The sequence below is a fragment of the Paenibacillus solani genome (assembly GCF_001277345.1).
GTDB lineage: Bacteria > Bacillota > Bacilli > Paenibacillales > Paenibacillaceae > Paenibacillus_AQ > Paenibacillus_AQ solani.
This window is the reverse complement of sequence record NZ_LIUT01000001.1, coordinates 1,453,775-1,471,208: the sequence shown is the minus strand read 5'-3', so window position 1 is coordinate 1,471,208 and position 17,434 is coordinate 1,453,775. Positions and strand designations below refer to the sequence as shown.

Genomic DNA, 17,434 nt, shown 5'->3' with positions numbered 1-17,434 from the left:
TTCCACTCCGATTCGAACCAGCAAGATCATAGAAATGAATGTACTCCTACTCAAATGAGCCATGAATATGATAGGCTGTAGGTATAAAACCACTGCGAGGTGTTCGATCATGATCCAATTGATGAGCGTGAACTTTGATGATTACATACCGAATTGGCGGACACAGCTTGAGACGCTTGCCTACAATGTCCTTGTGGTGGTAAGAGAAGGTAAGGTGAGGTACGAAATCAACGGGGAAGAAATCATTGCCGAGAAAGAAGACGTGCTCTTTATCCCTCAGGCGGCTCAGCGAAGCGGCGGCAATTGGAATGGTGTTCCACATCAGAAGCATACTATTCTCTTTACTCTGGATGATCAGGGCACCACAGGCACAGGCATTCCCTTTCTGGACGCGGGTCAATGTTTGAAATTCAACCTGTCCCATATTCAATATGCCTATCATCGCTGTGAGCGTTTATACGAGGAAATGCGGGGCGGCAAAAGCTACCGTAACATGATCTGTCTAGGCATTCTCCAGGAGCTCATCGGTATGCTGGCCCGTGAACTCGAGAAAACCGAACTGACACCCAGCAAACGTAAATATGCCGACACCATCAAATCCTATCTGCTCGAGCATTACCGTGAACCGATTGAAATCGATCGATTGGCTAAGTTAATCCAGCGTTCTTCCAACTATACTGCCGCTCTCTTTAAGGAGGTGTACGGTCATTCTCCGATTCGGTACATGCATCAGCTGCGTGTGCATGAAGCTTGCAGCCTGCTCCTTCAGTCGGACATGAACATCACTCATATCGCCCATTATTTGGGTTACTACGACACTTCCTATTTTTATCGGATGTTTAAAAAATACACCGGGCTATCTCCGACAGACTACGTGCATCAGGGAGATCAGTCCGATGTATCCATGCTGTTCACTTAACCCTGCTCGCTTTGTTTCATTAAATCGGCTGGCTTTTGTCCTGCGAACTGAATGACATGAGACAAGCCTTGATGTCCCTCGCCTTCCTGGCGAAAGACCTCGCCCATGAAAAAATGAACAATCCGCCAATCTGTAAATAGCTCGAGGAACTCCTCAGGTGTGTATAGAAATTGCTGATCTTGCGGCCCCCCGCTTCGATAAGGGATCTGGTAAGGGGAATACACTTCGGACAGGAAATACCCGCCTGGCTTTACCGCTGCTTTAACGCCTTTTAACGTCTTCATTCTCAGTTCTTTGGGAAAGTGTCCAAACACACAAACAATTTCATCCCACTGATTCTCAGCCCAACCTGCTTCCTCAAGGTCTACAAGCTCAGTCTTTAGCTGGACGTCGTTTGTTCTGGCCAACCTGTTGGCTTTCTCCAATCCGGATTCCGCATAATCCCATACAGTGACATTCATGCCTTCCCGAGCCAGAAAAACCGCATTCCGTCCCTCTCCCTCTGCGATAGCCAAGGCTTCACCTGTTAATTTTAACTTCTTATGCATATCGGCTATGAATACATTCGGGTTCGTTCCGTATACATAATCCTCACGCCGAAACCGTTCATTCCATGAATTCATCGTTTGAACACCCCTTTTCCAAGATTCCAAGATGATGATTCCTTGTTATTGTGTGGTCCAGATAGAAAAAGCAATGCTTCCACCATCTTACCATTCCTGTCTCATCGTTGCAGATTAATACCATATATGAAAACAGGTTTCCAAGTTGGATCATAGCATGTCAAGCCAAATTTTAACGGCCGTTGCTAGGATCAAGACAGCCAATATGATCTGCAGGACCTTGGTGTTCATCTTTTTGCCTGCCGCCGCTCCAAGAGGAGAAGCGATCAGACTGGCAACAACCATGATAAGGGCGGGGACATAATCCACCTGCCCCGTTGTCAACTTGCCCACGGTCGAACCGATGGATGAGATGAAGGTAACTGCCAGTGAGGTGGCGATCGTCATTCGGGTCGGTATTTTCAGTACAACCAGCATGATCGGTACGAGCAGAAAAGCACCCGCCGCACCCACGATCCCTGCTCCGATCCCGACCAGTAAAGCCAGCCCGGCAGCCAGCCACTTGTTGAACTTGACCTGATTCAGCGGAATATCGTCAACCCCTTTGTTCGGAATGAACATCATGATGGCTGCAATAAGCGCCAATATGCCATAGATTAGATTGATGCCGCCTTCACTCATCATTTTGGAGCCGAAGCCTCCGATAAAACTGCCGATCAATATGGCTGAACCCATATAAAGTATGAGTGATTTATTCAGATATCCGCCCTTGCGGTATGCCCAAACACCGCCGATTGTGGCAAAGAATACCTGTACTGCACTTATGCCCGACACTTCATGTGCCGAAAATGCCGCCAGACCAAAAAGTGGCGGGATATACAGCAGCAGCGGATATTTGATAATCGAGCCGCCAATGCCGACCATGCCTGAAATATATGAACCAATGAATCCAATCAAAAATATGGTAATGATGAAGGTTAGATTAAGTTCCATCGTGCTGCCCCCTTCCTCTTTCGAAAAGGGAACCCTAATGGTTCCCTTTTTCTACTTAATACTGTGTAATCCTTACTCCATCTTGTATAGCAAATAAGTCATGGATCATCTTCACGCAAATATAGTTTTACATCTGATTAAATAGGACCTCTGCTTGGTTTAACGCACAGCGCAGCGGTTCGGTCCAATTTCCATCTCACGCTGACGCTCCGCGTCAGGAGTCAATGTACCCATGTTCGTTTGACGGATTTCCTGATAGCTGTTTGGCTGCGGAGGCAGATTCTTGGTAACCATCGCTCTGAATTCCGCTTCATTCGCAATATTCAGACCATGGTTATCACGGTAGAGTTCACCTAGTCTCCTTGCGACCGTTCCATCCGCATTCAGTTCATCCATGATCATAAAATGAGCTGGAAGCACGATCAGATCATCCGCTAGACGGGTATAGCGTGAATAGAGCGTCTCCCGCAAATCGCCAACCCAATCCTCGGCAAGACCTGCAAGGTCAGGACGACCAATGGAATCGATAAATAAACTATCACCTGTAAGCAGGTATTGATCATCAATTACAAACGAAGTAGACCCGATCGTATGTCCTGGGGAATAAAGAGCTTCAATCCGGATCGTGCTGCTGCCGATCACCACTTCGATGCCGTCTTCCAAAGCTTCGTACTTAAAGACAACCTCGCCGGCATCCTTCGACGGAAGCCAGTAGAGAGCCCCGGTCTGCTTCGCAATCATCCGCCCACCGGAGATATGGTCTGCATGCAGGTGGGTATCAAACACATGCTTGATTTGTGCACCCAAGCTTTGGGCAAACTCTAGATAAATCTCTGTCATGCGGGTTGCGTCAAACAATGCCGCTTCTCCGTTGGATACAACCATGTAGGACAAACAGCCTTTGCCTACTCGAACGAATTGATAAAGCTCTCCACCATCTGCCAAGTTACCGATCTTAAGTGGCACCAAATGTTCACTCCAAGCCTTCATGCCGCCTTTCAGGTATGCAACGTTCCGGCCCTCTTCTGCCAGCATCTCGGCTACCATGACTGATGAGCCCTCCTTGGCGCACACAACGAGCACTTCTTGATCTTTCGGGAGAAGATTCAGAATATCTTCTACTCCATCAATCAAATCGAAATAAGGGATATTCAAATGCTGGATTCCTTTGCCCTCAATCTTCCAATCCTCAAAATCGGAAGAGTTCCGTACATCCAGGATAAACAGGCTTTCCTTCATCATTGCTTTCATAGCTGCCTCATGCACAGGCATTTCTCTTACTGTCATTGTTGGATTTCCTCCTTGTAAGCAAAGTAACTATTTCAATTTCTTTGATCCTTCACACAACTGAGTCTAGAATCGTTTATAAAATAGGCTCTATTGCAAACCGACTTACTACAACACACTAATCATTCAAACCTTCCGTTTGACCGTTCCACCCGCTCATACCTGGTAATACATTCACCACGCTTTTATAACCGTTAGATGCAAGCTTGTGGGCTGCCATATCACTGCGTGTTCCGGTACGGCAAATAACATATATTTCATCTTCCTTGTTCAACTCATTCAGCCGCTTGTCTAGCTCGCCGAGAGGAATCGATAACGCGTTCGGGATATGTTTGAAAGCATATTCTGCCGCTTCTCTCACATCGACAATAATGATAGGTGAACGGTCCTCCAGCTTCTCTTCCAGCTGCTCATTGGACGCTACAACCGGATAGGTTTTTTCAGCCATTTCTTGACCTGATGATTTGCGCAGATAGTGCTTCAACACTTCTCCCTCTTCAATCGTTCCAAGATAATGGTGTCCTGTGCTTTCCGCCCATGCCTTCATATCAGCCTTGGAACCTCTGTCGGTTGCCTCAATCTCCAGCACTTGCCCTGCTTCAAGATCCTTTATCGCTTTTTTCGTCCGGACGATGGGCATAGGGCATGCCAGCCCCTTCGCATCCAGCTTTACATTGGACTCAACGTATGTCATATCGCATTAACCCTCCATTTTAAAAATACCACCTAGGGTATATTTTGTTTCAAAAAAAGAGAGGTGCCTTAAACCTACCTTCCCTTACAGCGTGAACTATAGCTACTCCATCTTTCCTTCCCATGCAAGCATACCGCCTGTCATGTTGACAACTCGATAGCCCTGACCCTCCAAGTACTCCGCTGCCCGGCCGCTGCGGCCGCCCGAACGGCATACCAGAACATATTCTTTAGACCGATCAAGATCCTGCTTACAGAACTCAATCAAACCAAGCGGAATGTTGACCGCACCTGGAATTTTCCCTTCTGCGACTTCCTCCGTTTCTCGAACATCGATAATATTCAATACCAGTCCGTCATTCAGCTTCTGCTCAACGTCTTTAGGTAAAATCTCTTTCATCAGAGTTGCACTCCTTTGTTTGTTAAGATTATTAATATGAAGACCAGGCACTCATGCCACCTTTAACATTGGTGACCTTCTCAAAGCCTGATTTCCTTAATGATTTACTGGCTTTATTGCTTCTCATCCCGCTCTGACAGATTAATACCACCTCCTTGTCTTTGGAGAGTGAGTCGCTGCTTGATAAAAGCTGATCTAGCGGAATATTGCGAAAACCACGTATATGATTTCCCTTGAACTCTCCCGGCGTCCGAACATCAATAAACTGCTTGTGTCCGTTCGCATTCTTCAGCTCTTCCTTCAATTGCGCCGCATTAATCTGTCTGACTCCCTTGGCCGGGAGAATTCTCCATACGATAAACAAGATAATTAGTGCAATGAATATGATATTAAATGTACCCATCTTGATTTCACCTCTTTATGCAAGCAATCGTCCTGATTAGATAAACAAGTTCACATGACCATCCTGAGCATCGCCCAAATAACCAGCCACACCCGCATATTCTATATCATCAAACAACTCTTCCTTTTGTAAACCGAGAAGATCCATCGTCATTGTACATGCGACCAGCTTGACATCCTGCTCCTTCGCCATTTCTATCAACTGCGGTAGCGGCACGGCATTGTGCTTCTTAATGACACCCTTTATCATTTTAGGACCCATGCCGGCAAAATTCATTTTGGAGAGTCCCATCTTATCAGCTCCCCGCGGCATCATCCATCCAAACATTTTCTCCATGAAACTCTTCTTCTTCGGCCGCAGTACATTTTCATCCTTGCGCAGGGCATTCAGCCCCCAAAAAGTATGAAAAATCGTTACCTCATGATCGTAAGCAGCAGCTCCGTTGGCAATAATGTACGCGGCCATTGCTTTATCGTAATCTCCGCTAAATAGTATAATCGTGGTCTTTTTTGTTTCTGTCATGATGCGATCCCCTTTTGGATGATAATCAATAATTATACCCATACGGGTATTTATTTAATCAAAAAAATTTATCCCTTTCTAATCCAAAACTTCAGAACGCCAGCATCCTCTTGAAAATCCAGCAATTCGTTGCCCGTTGACTTGGCCCATGCCGTCAAATCACTCTTAGCACCTTGATCCGTCGAATGGATCTCAAGGATTTGACCCGATACCATCTCTTTCATTTCCTTTTTTGTTTTTACGATCGGCATGGGACATACCAAGCCTTTTGCATCCAATACTTTATCTGAGTTCATAATATTACCTCCATTTATTGGATAAATTTTTTATATCATATACCCTAAGGGGTATACTAAACAATGTGAAAAGCAATGTCAATCCGTAAATTTTGTTACAGACTGAAGGGATGATGAGTTCATTTCTCCACGATCATCTGCTTTTCACGAGCAAATTCACCGCTTCAATCACAAGCTTTTCTGTGTCCTGCCCGGTTTCTCCGGCTTTCTGAACGCATTCCACGAGGTTTGAGCTGACCACAACGCCAATTGTCCGATCTATAGCCGCTCGAGTCGCCGAGAGCTGAGTAATCACGTCCCTGCAATCCTTGTTCTCCTCCATCATCTTCAAAATGCCGCGCAGCTGACCTTCGATTCGTTTCATCCGATTCTTCATTTGATCATCGTAATTCATCTCGAACACCTCCCGATTATATATAGTTTACGAATCATTAGAATGCTTACAGACTCAACGACATCAATATATACCCGCTGGGGTATTATGTCAAGTGTATGGTGCAACAATTTCTCTATTGACCGAATCTTCTTGCTGTATGGTCATCATGTCTATTATTTGTCATACCCAATCAAGTTTCTATATGTTATGATACCCCGAGGGGTATCATTTATCTACTCATAAAATTCGCCAATACAAGGAGGTTTATGCAAATGGGCAAAAAAATCGTCATTGTCGGTGGTGTTGCTGGTGGAGCATCGGCAGCTGCCAGACTGCGGAGATTAGATGAAAGCTCGACCATTATGATCGTGGAACGCGGCGAATATATTTCGTTTGCAAACTGCGGCCTGCCCTATTATATAGGAGAAACGATACAGGATCGCAGCAAGCTGATGGTACAAACCATTCCCGGCCTCAGCAGCCGCTACCTGCTGGATATACGAAATCTAAGCGAGGTTACGTCTATTCAGCGTGAAGAAAAGACGGTCACGATTAAAAATTTGAATACCGGCGAAAGCTACACGGAGGGTTATGATGTTCTAATCCTGTCGCCAGGGGCAAAACCGATCGTGCCGGATATTCCTGGCTTATCCAAGTCCTCTAGCGTGTTCACATTGCGAAATATTCCGGATACGGATCGAATCAAGCAATTTATCGATCTTAACAACCCGCAGGAAGCAGTTATTGTCGGGGGCGGTTTCATTGGCCTTGAGATGGCCGAGAACCTGGCTGAACGAGGTATTCAAGTATCTGTCATTGAAATGGCAAACCAGGTAATGGCTCCGCTTGACTATGAGATGGCCTCTGTCGTCCATGCGCATCTTCGGAAAAAAGGAGTTCGTCTGATCCTGGAAGATGGAGTTCAGGCCGTTCATGAAGGCGGTCATCGAATAGAACTTACAAGCGGCAAGCAAATCCGAACCGATATAATCATACTTTCGATTGGCGTCCGTCCCGAGAATGTACTTGCGATAAATGCTGGTTTACCGGTCAATGACCGCGGTGGGATTCAGGTTAATGAATATTTGCAAACGGCTGACCCGAACATTTATGCCATCGGCGATGCAATCGAGGTAAAGGATTTCATATTTCAAAGCCAGGCCTTTATACCACTTGCCGGTCCTGCTAATAGACAAGGACGCCTTGTTGCTGATCACATCTATGGTAAATCCAATCGTTACAAAGGCACGCTCGGTTCGTCGATTGCGAAGGTCTTTGATCTAACGGTTGCAGCGACGGGTATCAATGAAAAACGCCTGAAGCAGATCCAATCGCCATACCAAGCCATCCATATTCATCCCTTGTCGCATGCTGGATATTACCCTGGGGCGTATCCTATCTCTTTAAAGCTGTTGTTCCATCCGGATACAGGCCAAATCTATGGGGCGCAAGCAGTTGGAGCAGAAGGCGTGGATAAACGAATCGACGTGATTGCTGCAGCAATCATGGGGAATTTAAGTGTATGGGATTTGACGGAACTTGAGCTCTCCTACGCTCCGCCATATTCTTCAGCCAAAGACCCGGTAAACTATGCCGGATATGTTGCCACTAATATCCTGGATGGTTTGGTGGAAACCGTTCAATGGCATGAAATCGACCAACTGGTTTTAAACGGAGCAACCTTGATCGATGTCCGTGAACCGTCGGAACGGAAAGCCGGTTATATCGAGGGTTCGATCAACATTCCGCTGAATGATCTGCGCAGCCGTCTGCAAGAATTACCGGAGAATGAGACAATGTACGTTACTTGCCAAGTCGGATTGCGAGGGTATTTGGCAGCACGTATTTTGTCCGAGCATGGATTCCGGGTTAAGAATCTCGACGGTGGCTGGAAAACGTACGCTGCCGTAAACAATTCATAATAGTCCATTGCCTCTGTTTGATCATATCCATTACGTTGTTATAAAAATGCATGCAAAAGAGGCTCCGATACACGGGGCCTCTTTCATCTATATTCATCATTAAGAGGCTTAAATCAGCTTATGCGCATACCATTTCTTACCGCGGAACCGCCACAGGAAAACAGCTCCCCGTACGCCCCACTCACAGTTCATAGCAAGCCATACGCCGAGAATCCCCCAGCCAAGCGTAATTCCCAGCACGTAACCGAGAATTACCCGAAACAGCCACATGGTCATCATCGAAGTAATCGAGGTGAAGCGAGAATCGCCTGCAGCACGTAAGGCGGACGGCAGAATGAAGCTTATCGACCATAGTGGAACCTGCACGATGGTGGTAATCAACAGCACTATGAATAGATCATTCACAATTTCCGGAGGCGGATTGAACAGTCCTACCAGCGGCCGATAGAGCGGCATCAGGATCATACCCGTAAGGGCCAGCGAGAATGCACCTGCCCAGAGAAACGACTTAATGAACTTGCGAGCATCCGCAATATTTCCACGGCCGATGCATTGACCTACAACAGTCACGATGGTTAGAGACAATGCACTGGCTGGAATCTGAAAAACGGAGGCAAGTGAGGACCCGATCGCGTTCGTTGCGATAGCGTAGGTACCCAGGCTGACGATGAATACTTGGGTCAGTAGCTTCCCCCCGTTAAAAAACATCTGCTCAGCAGCAAACGGCAAGCCAATAAACATGATTTTCCGAAGCATGGACAGCGGAAAATGAAACAGATCACGCAGACGTATATGCAGCGTGGCATCCACTCGGAACAAATAATAAAGCGCGCAGGCAGCACCAGCAAAACGGGCAATGTTAATGGCCAAGGTCATTCCCATAACACCCATATTCAGCAAATTAATAAAAACAATGTTCAGCAGTACGTAGAGCAGATTCATAATTAACGACAATGCAAGGGAAGCCCGAGTCTTGCCTATCCCCCGCAGCCCGCCGCACACCGCCTGCACCACGGCAATTCCAATAAAGGAGGTGCTGCTGCCAATCAAGTATATTCTCGCACTTTCCAGCACTTCGGGCGACGCTGAACCGAATAACAGATTTAGTACCGGCTCATGAAATCCGATGATTAACAGCGCGACCCCTAAAGCGATCATTGCAACCGATGTTACCGTGGCAGCGGCAGCACGGGATACCATCAGGGCATTACCGCTTCCCTTATATTGCGCAACCACGACGGTGCCCCCGGTTGCCACCGCCACAAAAACGTTAATCAGAAAAATATTCAAGGAATCCACCATATTCACGGCACTGACCGCAGATACACCCGATGAACTGATCATGGCCGTGTTGACCAGGTTCAAGCCAATAATAAACGCCTGATCAATCAATATGGGGATAAATAAAGCAAAAATCTGCCGGTAGTCCATAGACTCACCAGAAAAATACTTACTTAACAAACCGTTCATTAGGGTCCGCGATCGAACCAACATCTGTCATCACATTCTTTTCGTTGTAATAGAAATAGAAAAAACTCTTCATGCGAAGAGCTTCAGACGACCGTATACACACTCCGCCTCTGGAGAGTTTAATCACCCGCCAAGGGAACAGATACGGATAAATTCATTTGATCCCGGATACACCCCGTCTTTGATTGGAGGATATCACCACACACATGTTCTGTCAACGAATGCAAGACACAGGAAATGACCATAATCGGTAGAGAAACGGAGCAACCTATTCGCTTGCAGGTTGTAAACCTTATATAGAAGCAAATAGCTTCATGTCGCTAATATCGTTTTATAAAATGCGGTTCGCCCTCTTCACTGCGTCCATACCAAGTCTATTAAATGGCATATGATAACAAATGATAGATTGAGGAGGTGAGCTAGCATGATAACCCCTGCACAATTCGATGCTATATATAGTCTCGGTTACAACTGTCAGGTTGCGTCCCAGCTTAGAAGAAACCAGCTGCGGCATGCGGCTGGTCCTTGGGATTGGTTCAACTTCGCATCCCCCCCCAAATTTTGTGAAGTTCTCAGAAATCAATTCAACGGCTTCATGCTTCGAGAAAATCTGGAGGTCTATGGTAAATCAGTGAACTGTTACTATGTACGTGATACACACACTTCCTGCTTATCCTTTCATGACTTCAAGAATGACCCGAGCGAGAAACCATTATATGACTACCCCGCTTTTCGGGAACGGCTGTACCGACGAATCGATCGTTTTAACCGATGTTTAAACTCCGACCAAGTAACGCTTCTCGTCCGCATCATCCCCCACGAAAAAGACGCCAAAACCATTGATCAAGCGATTCGCGAAACGTACCCCAACCCGAATATATTCTTGTTATTTATCATTCTTCATGACACTCCGCATATTGAACAGCTCCCCTCCTTTTCAGACCAGGTGCACATTATGCATATGCCGAAAGGCGCCACTTGGGAGGGAGACATACATGCCTGGAAGATCGTCACTCAGGGATGGTCAATACGTTTGCAAGAATAAGAATTTGACAAAATCAGGGATTGAGCGGTATATTTAACAAATAATGATATCGATATTCTTACGAAGGAAGCACCCGTAAGGCTGGCGCATCACCGCGCCATTCTTACCGGTGCTTTTTTATGTCACGATGTCGGTTTTGCTTTGCTGCAATGCAGCTGAAATTAGTATCTATAAAGGAGTTATGATGATGTTTAGAAAACAATTTATTCTATGCCTTATTATGTCCTTGTTGATCACCCTGACCCTATCCCCATATGCTAGCGCAGCTGCAATCGAGTTCACTGATTCGCTTCAAGCCCAGTTCAATGCTACAGCGGACAAAGCTGGCGGAACCACTCGAACCAAACTCATCAAGCAATATAACGATTTTAAAAGCGAACAAAAGCAGGCGATGGATTGGGATGATCGAATTTCTGCTCTTCATTATGCCAACGAAGCCAAAATCTCTGAAGTACGTAAAAGAATCAAAGATATCGATAAAGATAAAATCCGCAGGCTGGAGGAACAGCTGCAAACAGCTAAAGCCAAATCCCAACACCTGTTTGATTCCTATACCCGTCTCAACAAGCAAATTACCGCAGCCAAACAACTCAAAGACAAAACCCTATCCAAGATTCTTCAGTCACAAGCTGATGGCATGAAAATTGTAGTTACTTTAGCTCGTCAGGATATTCGGAATAAACAAGCAGCTCTTACGGCAGCTAAGAAAGATAAAACGGCCAAAGCTGCGAAAATCCGCTCTATCCTGTCAGATATTGATCCATACAAAAGCAAGATAAAAGGCGATAAAAGCGCAATCTCCACCCCCAATAAACTGCTCTCAACCGAGTGGAAAAATTTTAAGGCCGCTGTAAAAGCCAATGACGCCGTCAGAACCAGCGATATCCTTAAGAGACTTCTAACACTGTCAAGTCAAATCCTGACGAAGAAGAAAAGCATCTATAACTATGAACAAAAAATCGAGAGCATTATCGCGCGTGCACAGAACCAACTCAGATGAATCATACATTGTTTGAGTTTTATAAGTCTGACGTGATGGTTATTGGATGGACCTTCGCCTTTTCTGTTGGCTGATGTACAAATGCACTACAGCAAACATCATGATGCTACATAGTATATCCAAGCGTTTGAATGTCTATTGGAGGTGCAAGCTTATGAAGGAGCATAAGAGAAAAAAGCGAAAGATCATAGGCAGTACGTACCCCGTGATTCGCTTACATCCGTCCTCACAGCAATATATTTCGAAAGTGATATATAAGGCCGTAAAGAACATCCACCCTGTCAAACAGAATAACGACATCGAATCCCATTTTCACCATATCTTAAATTATAAAAGCATGAGAGTACTCATCGTTACACCTTTGGAAGATGATCCGCACTGGCGTATACATCAAATGATAACAGAAAAGTTCAGAATGCTTGTTCAGGAAGTACATGTCATAAAGGCCTATCCAGATTACCTTGAAGCCCTTTCTCAATTCCATCCCGATATGCTCTTATTTGTAGGGAATGCGTTCGAAATTAGTTTAGAGGATATGCATATGATCCAGCAATTGTCCTCAAAGACAGCCATTTGGCTAACTGACCAAGGTGGCACTTCTGAGGATATAAAGCGAGTTGCAGCTATGTTTGACTACGTATTTACACAGAATGCAGCATATATCCCGTTTTATCAATTTGAATCCGGTATCAAGCACATCAGTCACCTTCCTTTTGCAGCTGATTCGTACGAGTATTATCCCAAGCCTGTAGAGGAAGATTATAAAGCCAACCTGCTTATCCTTGGAGATGCAGATCCACGATATGATGATTTCATTAATAAGCTTGACCACCTCATCAACGGGAAACGGATATTTGTATTGGGTAAAGGCTGGGAGCCTTACGGGCATGTAATCCAGCTATCAGCAAATGCTAATCTGTTAAATTACATGAATGGTGCCGAGATCATCATCAACTGGAACGAACCGATCCGTTATATGTTTGAATGCGCAGCCTGCGGAGGTTTCCAAATTACGAAGGATCATCCGAGTGTTTACAGCTTTATGAAACCAGGTGAAGATATCGTCGTGTTTCACTCCACAGATGATCTTCTTGACATCCTTATCTATTATTTTGCACAAGTGGATCAGAAGCGGTCCATAGCCACGAATGCACTGCAAGGCAGTTTGTACCGGTTTTCTTTTCTTCAAATGGTGTCTCAATTGGTATATACCGTCCGTGCCCATTAATGAAACGCTATGTCTAACCGCTCATCATCTACGAATAAAGGAGGTATTGGGGTTGAAGCTCATCGCTTTTTACTGCCACAATTTCATCGTATTATGATTTGACCACGACCGCCGCCAGATTGCGACAGGCCGAACTTGCTAAAACTTACGGAATCTACGGGTTTTGCTACTATCATTATTGGTTTAGAGGCAAACAATTATTGGAGACCCCGTTCCAACAGATCATGTCCAGTAACGATCCCGACTTCCCTTTCTGTTTATCTTGGGCGAATGAGTCTTGGACCAGCGGTGGGATGGTGGAGATAAGCAAATCTTAATCAAGCAGGATTACGGAACTGAAGCGGATTAGGAGCTGCATGTTCAAGAGCTGTTGCCAGCCTTCCGGGATAAACGATATATTCGAATTGATAATAAACCTCTCTTTATACTCTACAGATCGGAATACTCTACAGATCGGAAATTATTCCATGCTGCGAAGATATAATCCGATATTGGAGAAAACTAGCTCTCCAGCATGGATTAGATGGACTCTATATGGTTCAGACGTTGGGTGGTTTCCCTCTTCCCTCTCTCGATATATTCGATGCAAGTCTGGAATTCGAACCCCATTATACGTTTGCTCACGACAAACTTGACCATCTCTGGAGTCACACTCTTATTAACAATCAGCAGCACGTGATGTTTGACTATGACTATGTATGGAACTCTATCATTAACCGGTCTCACCATCGAAGCGATCGCGTTGTATTTCCAGGAGCTTATGTGAATTGGGATAACACCCCGCGTTTAGGGGTCAGGGGATTGAGCTGTCTCGGTGCGACCCCTCAAAAATTCGAATGGTATCTTTCGAAACAGATTGAGCGTGCAATCCATTTATACAATAGTGAGTTTCTGTTTATTAACGCATGGAACGAGTGGCTGAGGAAGCCTATTTGGAGCCTGATAAACATAACGGATTTCAATATCTCGAAGCTGTAAGGAAAGCTCTCGATGCCAATGGTATCCCTTTTGCCCCCGAGCGATAAAAAAAGGATACCTCCATTGCGGAGATAATCCCGATTAAGTCAATCTCTGGTTGGCAATATTTGCATTTCCGCCGGCATTGTCGATGAAGAGAACATAATCCAATCCGTCCGTACCCTTTAGTACAAGTCCCGGTTGATTAGCAACACCCGTGGCAAAGTACCGGACGGCTTGCACGGTTGGTGCCCCAGCAGGAAGTACTGCTTGATTAGTTACTTTCACTTGTTCACCCGCGATCGCTACTCCAGTTACATTCAAATTTTCTCCTACACTTGCACTTCTGCCTACTGATGATTTGCTACGGTTTGATTCGTATTGACCTGAACACTTCCTTGTAACGTAGTATTTCCGTTTACTTGCAGATGCTGCTGTATGGCCTGATTGCCGGTAACCAAGACATTATCAAAAGTTGACATATATCTATCACTCCTTTTTTACTCTTTACGATGTAATAGGTATATTAATAGTAATAGGAAAACCATACATTTTCCTATTTCAAACGAAAGGAATATATTAAAATAGAATTAAAAAAACTCTGCCTAAGGCAGAGAGTTATTGCTGTTTCGTATTATCCCCGTTCATCTAGCGACTGGAAGCAGCGGAGATTGGTGTCCCGCCAATCTCGACTGATCTAACAGTGGATAGTCGTACAGCATCCCTTCATAGATCACATCAAACGCTGGATGTTGGAAGAAATCATGCGGAGTAACTACAGAAGAAGGCCGGTTCCACAGATTAATTCGACTTTGTTTCATCACTTCGGCTACGAACTGTGAACAAAAGTAGGAGCGCTCCCTCGTAATATCGAGTCTCATGAGTACACCAAACATGCCGATCAGGTTATATCCATAACCGTCTTCATTTTCCTGATAGTGCCGGATTACGCTCTGTACCAATTCGTATTGCTGCCGGGTCACTTCAAGTCGCAGCAGGGCACAGCGGGTACCCGGAAAGTGCCGATACATCCCTTCGTACACATCTTCCTCTACGAAACCACCCGCCCAAGGATTGTCGGCTTTTTTCCTCCCGAAACTGAACATCTCTTCTAAATTCTCGTCCAGTGCAAGCGATGCATGATTATACGGAGCAGCAGTCACTCGTTTGATCAACCTGGTAAAGATCGTACCCGTGTCTGTTAGTAGAACATATATATTCGAATTATCGGACATTCAGCTTTCCCCCACCCACATTTACATAATTGAACAGGATTTCGTCAAATCCTTCGTTAACCTTATTGTAATGGTGGCAAGCCGTTTCCATAACCGACCACAGGTCTGATTACATCCTGGACCTTAGTCGAGTTTAACTTTGTCCTAATGCAGCTCCTGTAACTACACCCCATATAAGCGTCGATATGCTGACGGCGTCATGCCCTCATGTTCCATAAATCGTTTGTTAAAGTAACTGACGCTCGGATAACCAGCCTCCACAGCAATTTGTCCGATGGTTTTGTCTTTATGATCAAGCAGCCACTGCTTGGCCATCTGCAGACGGCACCTCGTTATGAATTCCATCGGAGTCATTTCCATTACATTGCGGAATAATTTGCAGAAATAATAGGTCGTGACGCCAAGTCGGTCCGCCCACTCCTCCAATATAAATGGCTTGGCAGCTCCCTGCTGCATGATCGGCAGCAGCTCAAGAACCCGGTTGGCCGAGCTGTTGGTTTTGTTGTTCGATAAGGAGGTTGCCTGCTCCACGAATACAGCTAACAAGGAATATGTTAATGTTGATAATCGGGCCGGTTTAAGCATTCGGTGGTTCTCCGCCTCCGATAACAACTCTTCATGCGCTTCCTCAAAGGCAGACGGCTGCCGGATGCTCCATAGCTGGCTTTTGTGAAATCCGCGATCAATAAAATACGTCTGCAGACCACTGCCATAAAAGTGAAACCAACGCACATCCCATGGATCATCCTCACTGCTGTAATAACGCTGTGCCTGCATGGGAAAATACAGGACCGCTTCACCTGGGCCAAGTGTATGTACGACATGATCAATTTCGACATACCCTTTCCCCGAAGCGACGTAATGGATATTGAAATTATGTAAAGATCCCGCCGCCCGGGTCACGGAATGTCCCGGCTCATCACGATAGATCCCGACGGATTCAGGTAAACAGAAGAATGGCATGTGCGGAAGGGTCAACAGATGGCTTTGTCGTTTCACCCTATCACTCCCTCATGACAATATTGTTATATGACACTACAAAATAATATTATATTAATTTTAATTCTTGTCTTCTATAATCACAATATAATCTTATTACATGCTTAGGAGATGATGAAGATGAAACCAAAATTCCGCTGGGGAATACTCGGCTGTGCAGGCATTGCCAAACGGGCAGTCATACCTGGTTTACAACAATCCCGTCTTAATGAAGTCGTAGCCATTGCCAGCCGTGATGAAGCAAAAGCAAGTCAAACTGCAGAGGAACTGCAGATCCCGAGGGCTTATGGCCGTTATGAAGACTTGCTGAATGATTCTTCCATTGATGCCATATATATTCCACTTCCTAACCACCTACATAAAGAATGGACTATCCGTGCGGCGGAAGCAGGCAAACATATTCTATGTGAGAAGCCGCTTGCATTGACCGAAGCTGAAGCAGCCGAAATGGCTGATGCAGCGGCAAAAGCAAATGTTGTTCTTGCCGAAGCCTTCATGTATCGATATCACCCAAGGTATGACTTGATAAAGGAAATGATCAACGATGGCGCGATTGGAGAAATCCGGGGCATTCGCAGCGCATTTACCTTCAACAGCTCAGCCGATCATGGAAATGTCCGTTTTCGTAAAGATTGGGGCGGCGGTTCGATTTATGATGTCGGCTGTTATCCAATCAATGCCGCACGCCTTCTGCTAGGTCAAGAACCGGAAGCGGTCACCGTTCAGGCTTTCTTCTCACCTGAGCATGATGGCGTCGATATGATGGCATCCGGTTTGCTCGAATTTGCGGGCGATGTGTCCCTGACTTTTGATTGCGGAATGTGGGCGGCTTATCGTAATCCGCTTGAAATCGTAGGAACGGAAGGGTTGATTGAAGTTCCCTATGCCTATAGCCTGCCTGAAGACGGAGCGAACTTCTTCATTACGACTGGCCAAGGACGCAAAGAAGTTGAGGTTCCACATGCAAACGCATACAGTGAGCAAGGAGATCAGCTGGCAGAAAGTATTTTAAACAACAAGCCCCTCCGCTTCTCCACGGAGGATGCAATTCACAATATGCGTGTCATCGAGGCCTGCCTGGAATCTGCCCATCAACGTAAAAGAATTGTGTTGTAATCACACATAG

The 17,434-nt window shown here is 45.5% G+C and carries 23 protein-coding genes; 9 read left to right on the top strand and 14 right to left on the bottom strand.

Annotated elements, in window-relative coordinates; genetic code table 11:
* Positions 1-109 precede the first annotated feature (109 nt).
* Positions 110-919 (top strand): helix-turn-helix domain-containing protein, encoded by an 810-nt coding sequence (locus tag AM231_RS06715; RefSeq protein WP_054401812.1) that lies wholly within the window; start codon positions 110-112, stop codon positions 917-919.
* Here AM231_RS06715 and AM231_RS06710 read toward each other — a convergent pair.
* The 9 genes from AM231_RS06710 to AM231_RS06670 all read right to left on the bottom strand — a co-directional run bounded on the left by AM231_RS06710 (position 916) and on the right by AM231_RS06670 (position 6,470).
* Positions 916-1,542: a class I SAM-dependent methyltransferase gene (locus tag AM231_RS06710; RefSeq protein WP_054401809.1), complete on the bottom strand. Its 627-nt coding sequence runs from the start codon at positions 1,540-1,542 to the stop codon at positions 916-918. The two genes, AM231_RS06715 and AM231_RS06710, sit on opposite strands and share 4 nt — an antisense overlap.
* Positions 1,543-1,692: 150 nt before the next feature.
* Positions 1,693-2,475 (bottom strand): sulfite exporter TauE/SafE family protein, encoded by a 783-nt coding sequence (locus AM231_RS06705; RefSeq protein ID WP_054401807.1) that lies wholly within the window; start codon positions 2,473-2,475, stop codon positions 1,693-1,695.
* Between the two features lie 159 nt (positions 2,476-2,634).
* Positions 2,635-3,762, bottom strand: a complete 1,128-nt coding sequence (locus AM231_RS06700; protein WP_054401805.1) for an MBL fold metallo-hydrolase — start codon at positions 3,760-3,762, stop codon at positions 2,635-2,637.
* 118 nt (positions 3,763-3,880) lie between these two features.
* The gene (locus AM231_RS06695) at positions 3,881-4,456 is read right to left on the bottom strand and encodes a sulfurtransferase TusA family protein (RefSeq protein WP_054401803.1); all 576 of its coding nucleotides are present in this window, start codon (positions 4,454-4,456) and stop codon (positions 3,881-3,883) included.
* 102 nt (positions 4,457-4,558) lie between these two features.
* On the bottom strand, positions 4,559-4,855 hold the full coding sequence (locus AM231_RS06690) for a rhodanese-like domain-containing protein (protein ID WP_054401801.1): 297 nt from the start codon (positions 4,853-4,855) through the stop codon (positions 4,559-4,561).
* Positions 4,856-4,886: 31 nt separating this feature from the next.
* On the bottom strand, positions 4,887-5,258 hold the full coding sequence (locus AM231_RS06685) for a rhodanese-like domain-containing protein (protein ID WP_054401799.1): 372 nt from the start codon (positions 5,256-5,258) through the stop codon (positions 4,887-4,889).
* Between the two features lie 36 nt (positions 5,259-5,294).
* Positions 5,295-5,780, bottom strand: coding sequence for a DsrE/DsrF/DrsH-like family protein (locus AM231_RS06680; protein WP_054401797.1), 486 nt, complete (start codon positions 5,778-5,780; stop codon positions 5,295-5,297).
* Positions 5,781-5,848: 68 nt separating this feature from the next.
* Positions 5,849-6,076 (bottom strand): sulfurtransferase TusA family protein, encoded by a 228-nt coding sequence (locus AM231_RS06675; protein WP_054401795.1) that lies wholly within the window; start codon positions 6,074-6,076, stop codon positions 5,849-5,851.
* Positions 6,077-6,209: 133 nt separating this feature from the next.
* A complete protein-coding gene (locus AM231_RS06670) occupies positions 6,210-6,470 on the bottom strand; it encodes a metal-sensitive transcriptional regulator (protein ID WP_054401793.1) in 261 nt (86 codons plus the stop codon).
* A gap of 254 nt (positions 6,471-6,724) precedes the next feature.
* Between AM231_RS06670 and AM231_RS06665 the strand changes: the two genes are divergently transcribed.
* On the top strand, positions 6,725-8,374 hold the full coding sequence (locus tag AM231_RS06665; protein WP_054401791.1) for a CoA-disulfide reductase: 1,650 nt from the start codon (positions 6,725-6,727) through the stop codon (positions 8,372-8,374).
* A gap of 108 nt (positions 8,375-8,482) precedes the next feature.
* On the opposite strand, the gene AM231_RS06660 is transcribed toward AM231_RS06665, so the two are convergent.
* Positions 8,483-9,868: an MATE family efflux transporter gene (locus AM231_RS06660; protein WP_054401789.1), complete on the bottom strand. Its 1,386-nt coding sequence runs from the start codon at positions 9,866-9,868 to the stop codon at positions 8,483-8,485.
* Positions 9,869-10,268: 400 nt separating this feature from the next.
* Between AM231_RS06660 and AM231_RS06655 the strand changes: the two genes are divergently transcribed.
* The 6 genes from AM231_RS06655 (at position 10,269) to AM231_RS29835 (ending at position 14,095) form a co-directional block, all read left to right on the top strand.
* A complete protein-coding gene (locus AM231_RS06655; protein ID WP_054401788.1) occupies positions 10,269-10,889 on the top strand; it encodes a DUF1796 family putative cysteine peptidase in 621 nt (206 codons plus the stop codon).
* Between the two features lie 187 nt (positions 10,890-11,076).
* Positions 11,077-11,889, top strand: coding sequence for a hypothetical protein (locus AM231_RS06650; RefSeq protein ID WP_054401785.1), 813 nt, complete (start codon positions 11,077-11,079; stop codon positions 11,887-11,889).
* 154 nt (positions 11,890-12,043) lie between these two features.
* Entirely contained in the window at positions 12,044-13,117 is a 1,074-nt protein-coding gene (locus tag AM231_RS06645) for a glycosyltransferase family protein (protein ID WP_054401783.1), read from the top strand.
* Between the two features lie 98 nt (positions 13,118-13,215).
* Positions 13,216-13,434, top strand: a complete 219-nt coding sequence (locus AM231_RS29845) for a glycoside hydrolase family 99-like domain-containing protein (protein ID WP_341271601.1) — start codon at positions 13,216-13,218, stop codon at positions 13,432-13,434.
* Between the two features lie 53 nt (positions 13,435-13,487).
* Positions 13,488-13,601, top strand: coding sequence for a glycoside hydrolase family 99-like domain-containing protein (locus tag AM231_RS30410; RefSeq protein ID WP_242615076.1), 114 nt, complete (start codon positions 13,488-13,490; stop codon positions 13,599-13,601).
* Positions 13,602-13,651: 50 nt separating this feature from the next.
* Entirely contained in the window at positions 13,652-14,095 is a 444-nt protein-coding gene (locus AM231_RS29835; RefSeq protein ID WP_423212906.1) for a glycoside hydrolase family 99-like domain-containing protein, read from the top strand.
* Positions 14,096-14,176: 81 nt separating this feature from the next.
* On the opposite strand, the gene AM231_RS29830 is transcribed toward AM231_RS29835, so the two are convergent.
* The 4 genes from AM231_RS29830 to AM231_RS06625 all read right to left on the bottom strand — a co-directional run bounded on the left by AM231_RS29830 (position 14,177) and on the right by AM231_RS06625 (position 16,308).
* Entirely contained in the window at positions 14,177-14,398 is a 222-nt protein-coding gene (locus AM231_RS29830) for a hypothetical protein (protein ID WP_054401780.1), read from the bottom strand.
* A 26-nt stretch (positions 14,399-14,424) separates the two neighbouring features.
* Positions 14,425-14,556, bottom strand: coding sequence for a hypothetical protein (locus tag AM231_RS30180; protein ID WP_278044611.1), 132 nt, complete (start codon positions 14,554-14,556; stop codon positions 14,425-14,427).
* Between the two features lie 162 nt (positions 14,557-14,718).
* A complete protein-coding gene (locus AM231_RS06630; RefSeq protein WP_054401778.1) occupies positions 14,719-15,309 on the bottom strand; it encodes a hypothetical protein in 591 nt (196 codons plus the stop codon).
* 162 nt (positions 15,310-15,471) lie between these two features.
* Positions 15,472-16,308 carry a helix-turn-helix transcriptional regulator gene (locus tag AM231_RS06625; RefSeq protein ID WP_053493878.1) on the bottom strand — a complete coding sequence of 279 codons (837 nt, stop codon included), beginning with the start codon at positions 16,306-16,308 and terminating at the stop codon, positions 15,472-15,474.
* Between the two features lie 120 nt (positions 16,309-16,428).
* On the opposite strand from AM231_RS06625, the gene AM231_RS06620 reads away from it, so the two are divergent.
* Positions 16,429-17,424 carry a Gfo/Idh/MocA family protein gene (locus tag AM231_RS06620; RefSeq protein ID WP_054401776.1) on the top strand — a complete coding sequence of 332 codons (996 nt, stop codon included), beginning with the start codon at positions 16,429-16,431 and terminating at the stop codon, positions 17,422-17,424.
* Positions 17,425-17,434 lie beyond the last annotated feature (10 nt).

What these genes read in the sequence shown, in the direction of transcription:
- AM231_RS06650 (WP_054401785.1), top strand. Translation starts at nt 11,077, where the DNA reads ATGTTTAGAAAACAATTTATTCTATGCCTTATTATGTCCTTGTTGATC.
- AM231_RS06665 (WP_054401791.1), top strand. Translation starts at nt 6,725, where the DNA reads ATGGGCAAAAAAATCGTCATTGTCGGTGGTGTTGCTGGTGGAGCATCG.
- AM231_RS06645 (WP_054401783.1), top strand. Translation starts at nt 12,044, where the DNA reads ATGAAGGAGCATAAGAGAAAAAAGCGAAAGATCATAGGCAGTACGTAC.
- AM231_RS06685 (WP_054401799.1), bottom strand. Translation starts at nt 5,258, where the DNA reads ATGGGTACATTTAATATCATATTCATTGCACTAATTATCTTGTTTATC.
- AM231_RS29835 (WP_423212906.1), top strand. Translation starts at nt 13,652, where the DNA reads ATGGTTCAGACGTTGGGTGGTTTCCCTCTTCCCTCTCTCGATATATTC.
- AM231_RS06660 (WP_054401789.1), bottom strand. Translation starts at nt 9,868, where the DNA reads ATGTTGGTTCGATCGCGGACCCTAATGAACGGTTTGTTAAGTAAGTAT.
- AM231_RS06680 (WP_054401797.1), bottom strand. Translation starts at nt 5,780, where the DNA reads ATGACAGAAACAAAAAAGACCACGATTATACTATTTAGCGGAGATTAC.
- AM231_RS06655 (WP_054401788.1), top strand. Translation starts at nt 10,269, where the DNA reads ATGATAACCCCTGCACAATTCGATGCTATATATAGTCTCGGTTACAAC.
- AM231_RS06695 (WP_054401803.1), bottom strand. Translation starts at nt 4,456, where the DNA reads ATGACATACGTTGAGTCCAATGTAAAGCTGGATGCGAAGGGGCTGGCA.
- AM231_RS06700 (WP_054401805.1), bottom strand. Translation starts at nt 3,762, where the DNA reads ATGACAGTAAGAGAAATGCCTGTGCATGAGGCAGCTATGAAAGCAATG.
- AM231_RS06715 (WP_054401812.1), top strand. Translation starts at nt 110, where the DNA reads ATGATCCAATTGATGAGCGTGAACTTTGATGATTACATACCGAATTGG.
- AM231_RS06630 (WP_054401778.1), bottom strand. Translation starts at nt 15,309, where the DNA reads ATGTCCGATAATTCGAATATATATGTTCTACTAACAGACACGGGTACG.
- AM231_RS06690 (WP_054401801.1), bottom strand. Translation starts at nt 4,855, where the DNA reads ATGAAAGAGATTTTACCTAAAGACGTTGAGCAGAAGCTGAATGACGGA.
- AM231_RS06620 (WP_054401776.1), top strand. Translation starts at nt 16,429, where the DNA reads ATGAAACCAAAATTCCGCTGGGGAATACTCGGCTGTGCAGGCATTGCC.
- AM231_RS06710 (WP_054401809.1), bottom strand. Translation starts at nt 1,542, where the DNA reads ATGAATTCATGGAATGAACGGTTTCGGCGTGAGGATTATGTATACGGA.
- AM231_RS06675 (WP_054401795.1), bottom strand. Translation starts at nt 6,076, where the DNA reads ATGAACTCAGATAAAGTATTGGATGCAAAAGGCTTGGTATGTCCCATG.
- AM231_RS06670 (WP_054401793.1), bottom strand. Translation starts at nt 6,470, where the DNA reads ATGAATTACGATGATCAAATGAAGAATCGGATGAAACGAATCGAAGGT.
- AM231_RS06705 (WP_054401807.1), bottom strand. Translation starts at nt 2,475, where the DNA reads ATGGAACTTAATCTAACCTTCATCATTACCATATTTTTGATTGGATTC.
- AM231_RS30180 (WP_278044611.1), bottom strand. Translation starts at nt 14,556, where the DNA reads ATGTCAACTTTTGATAATGTCTTGGTTACCGGCAATCAGGCCATACAG.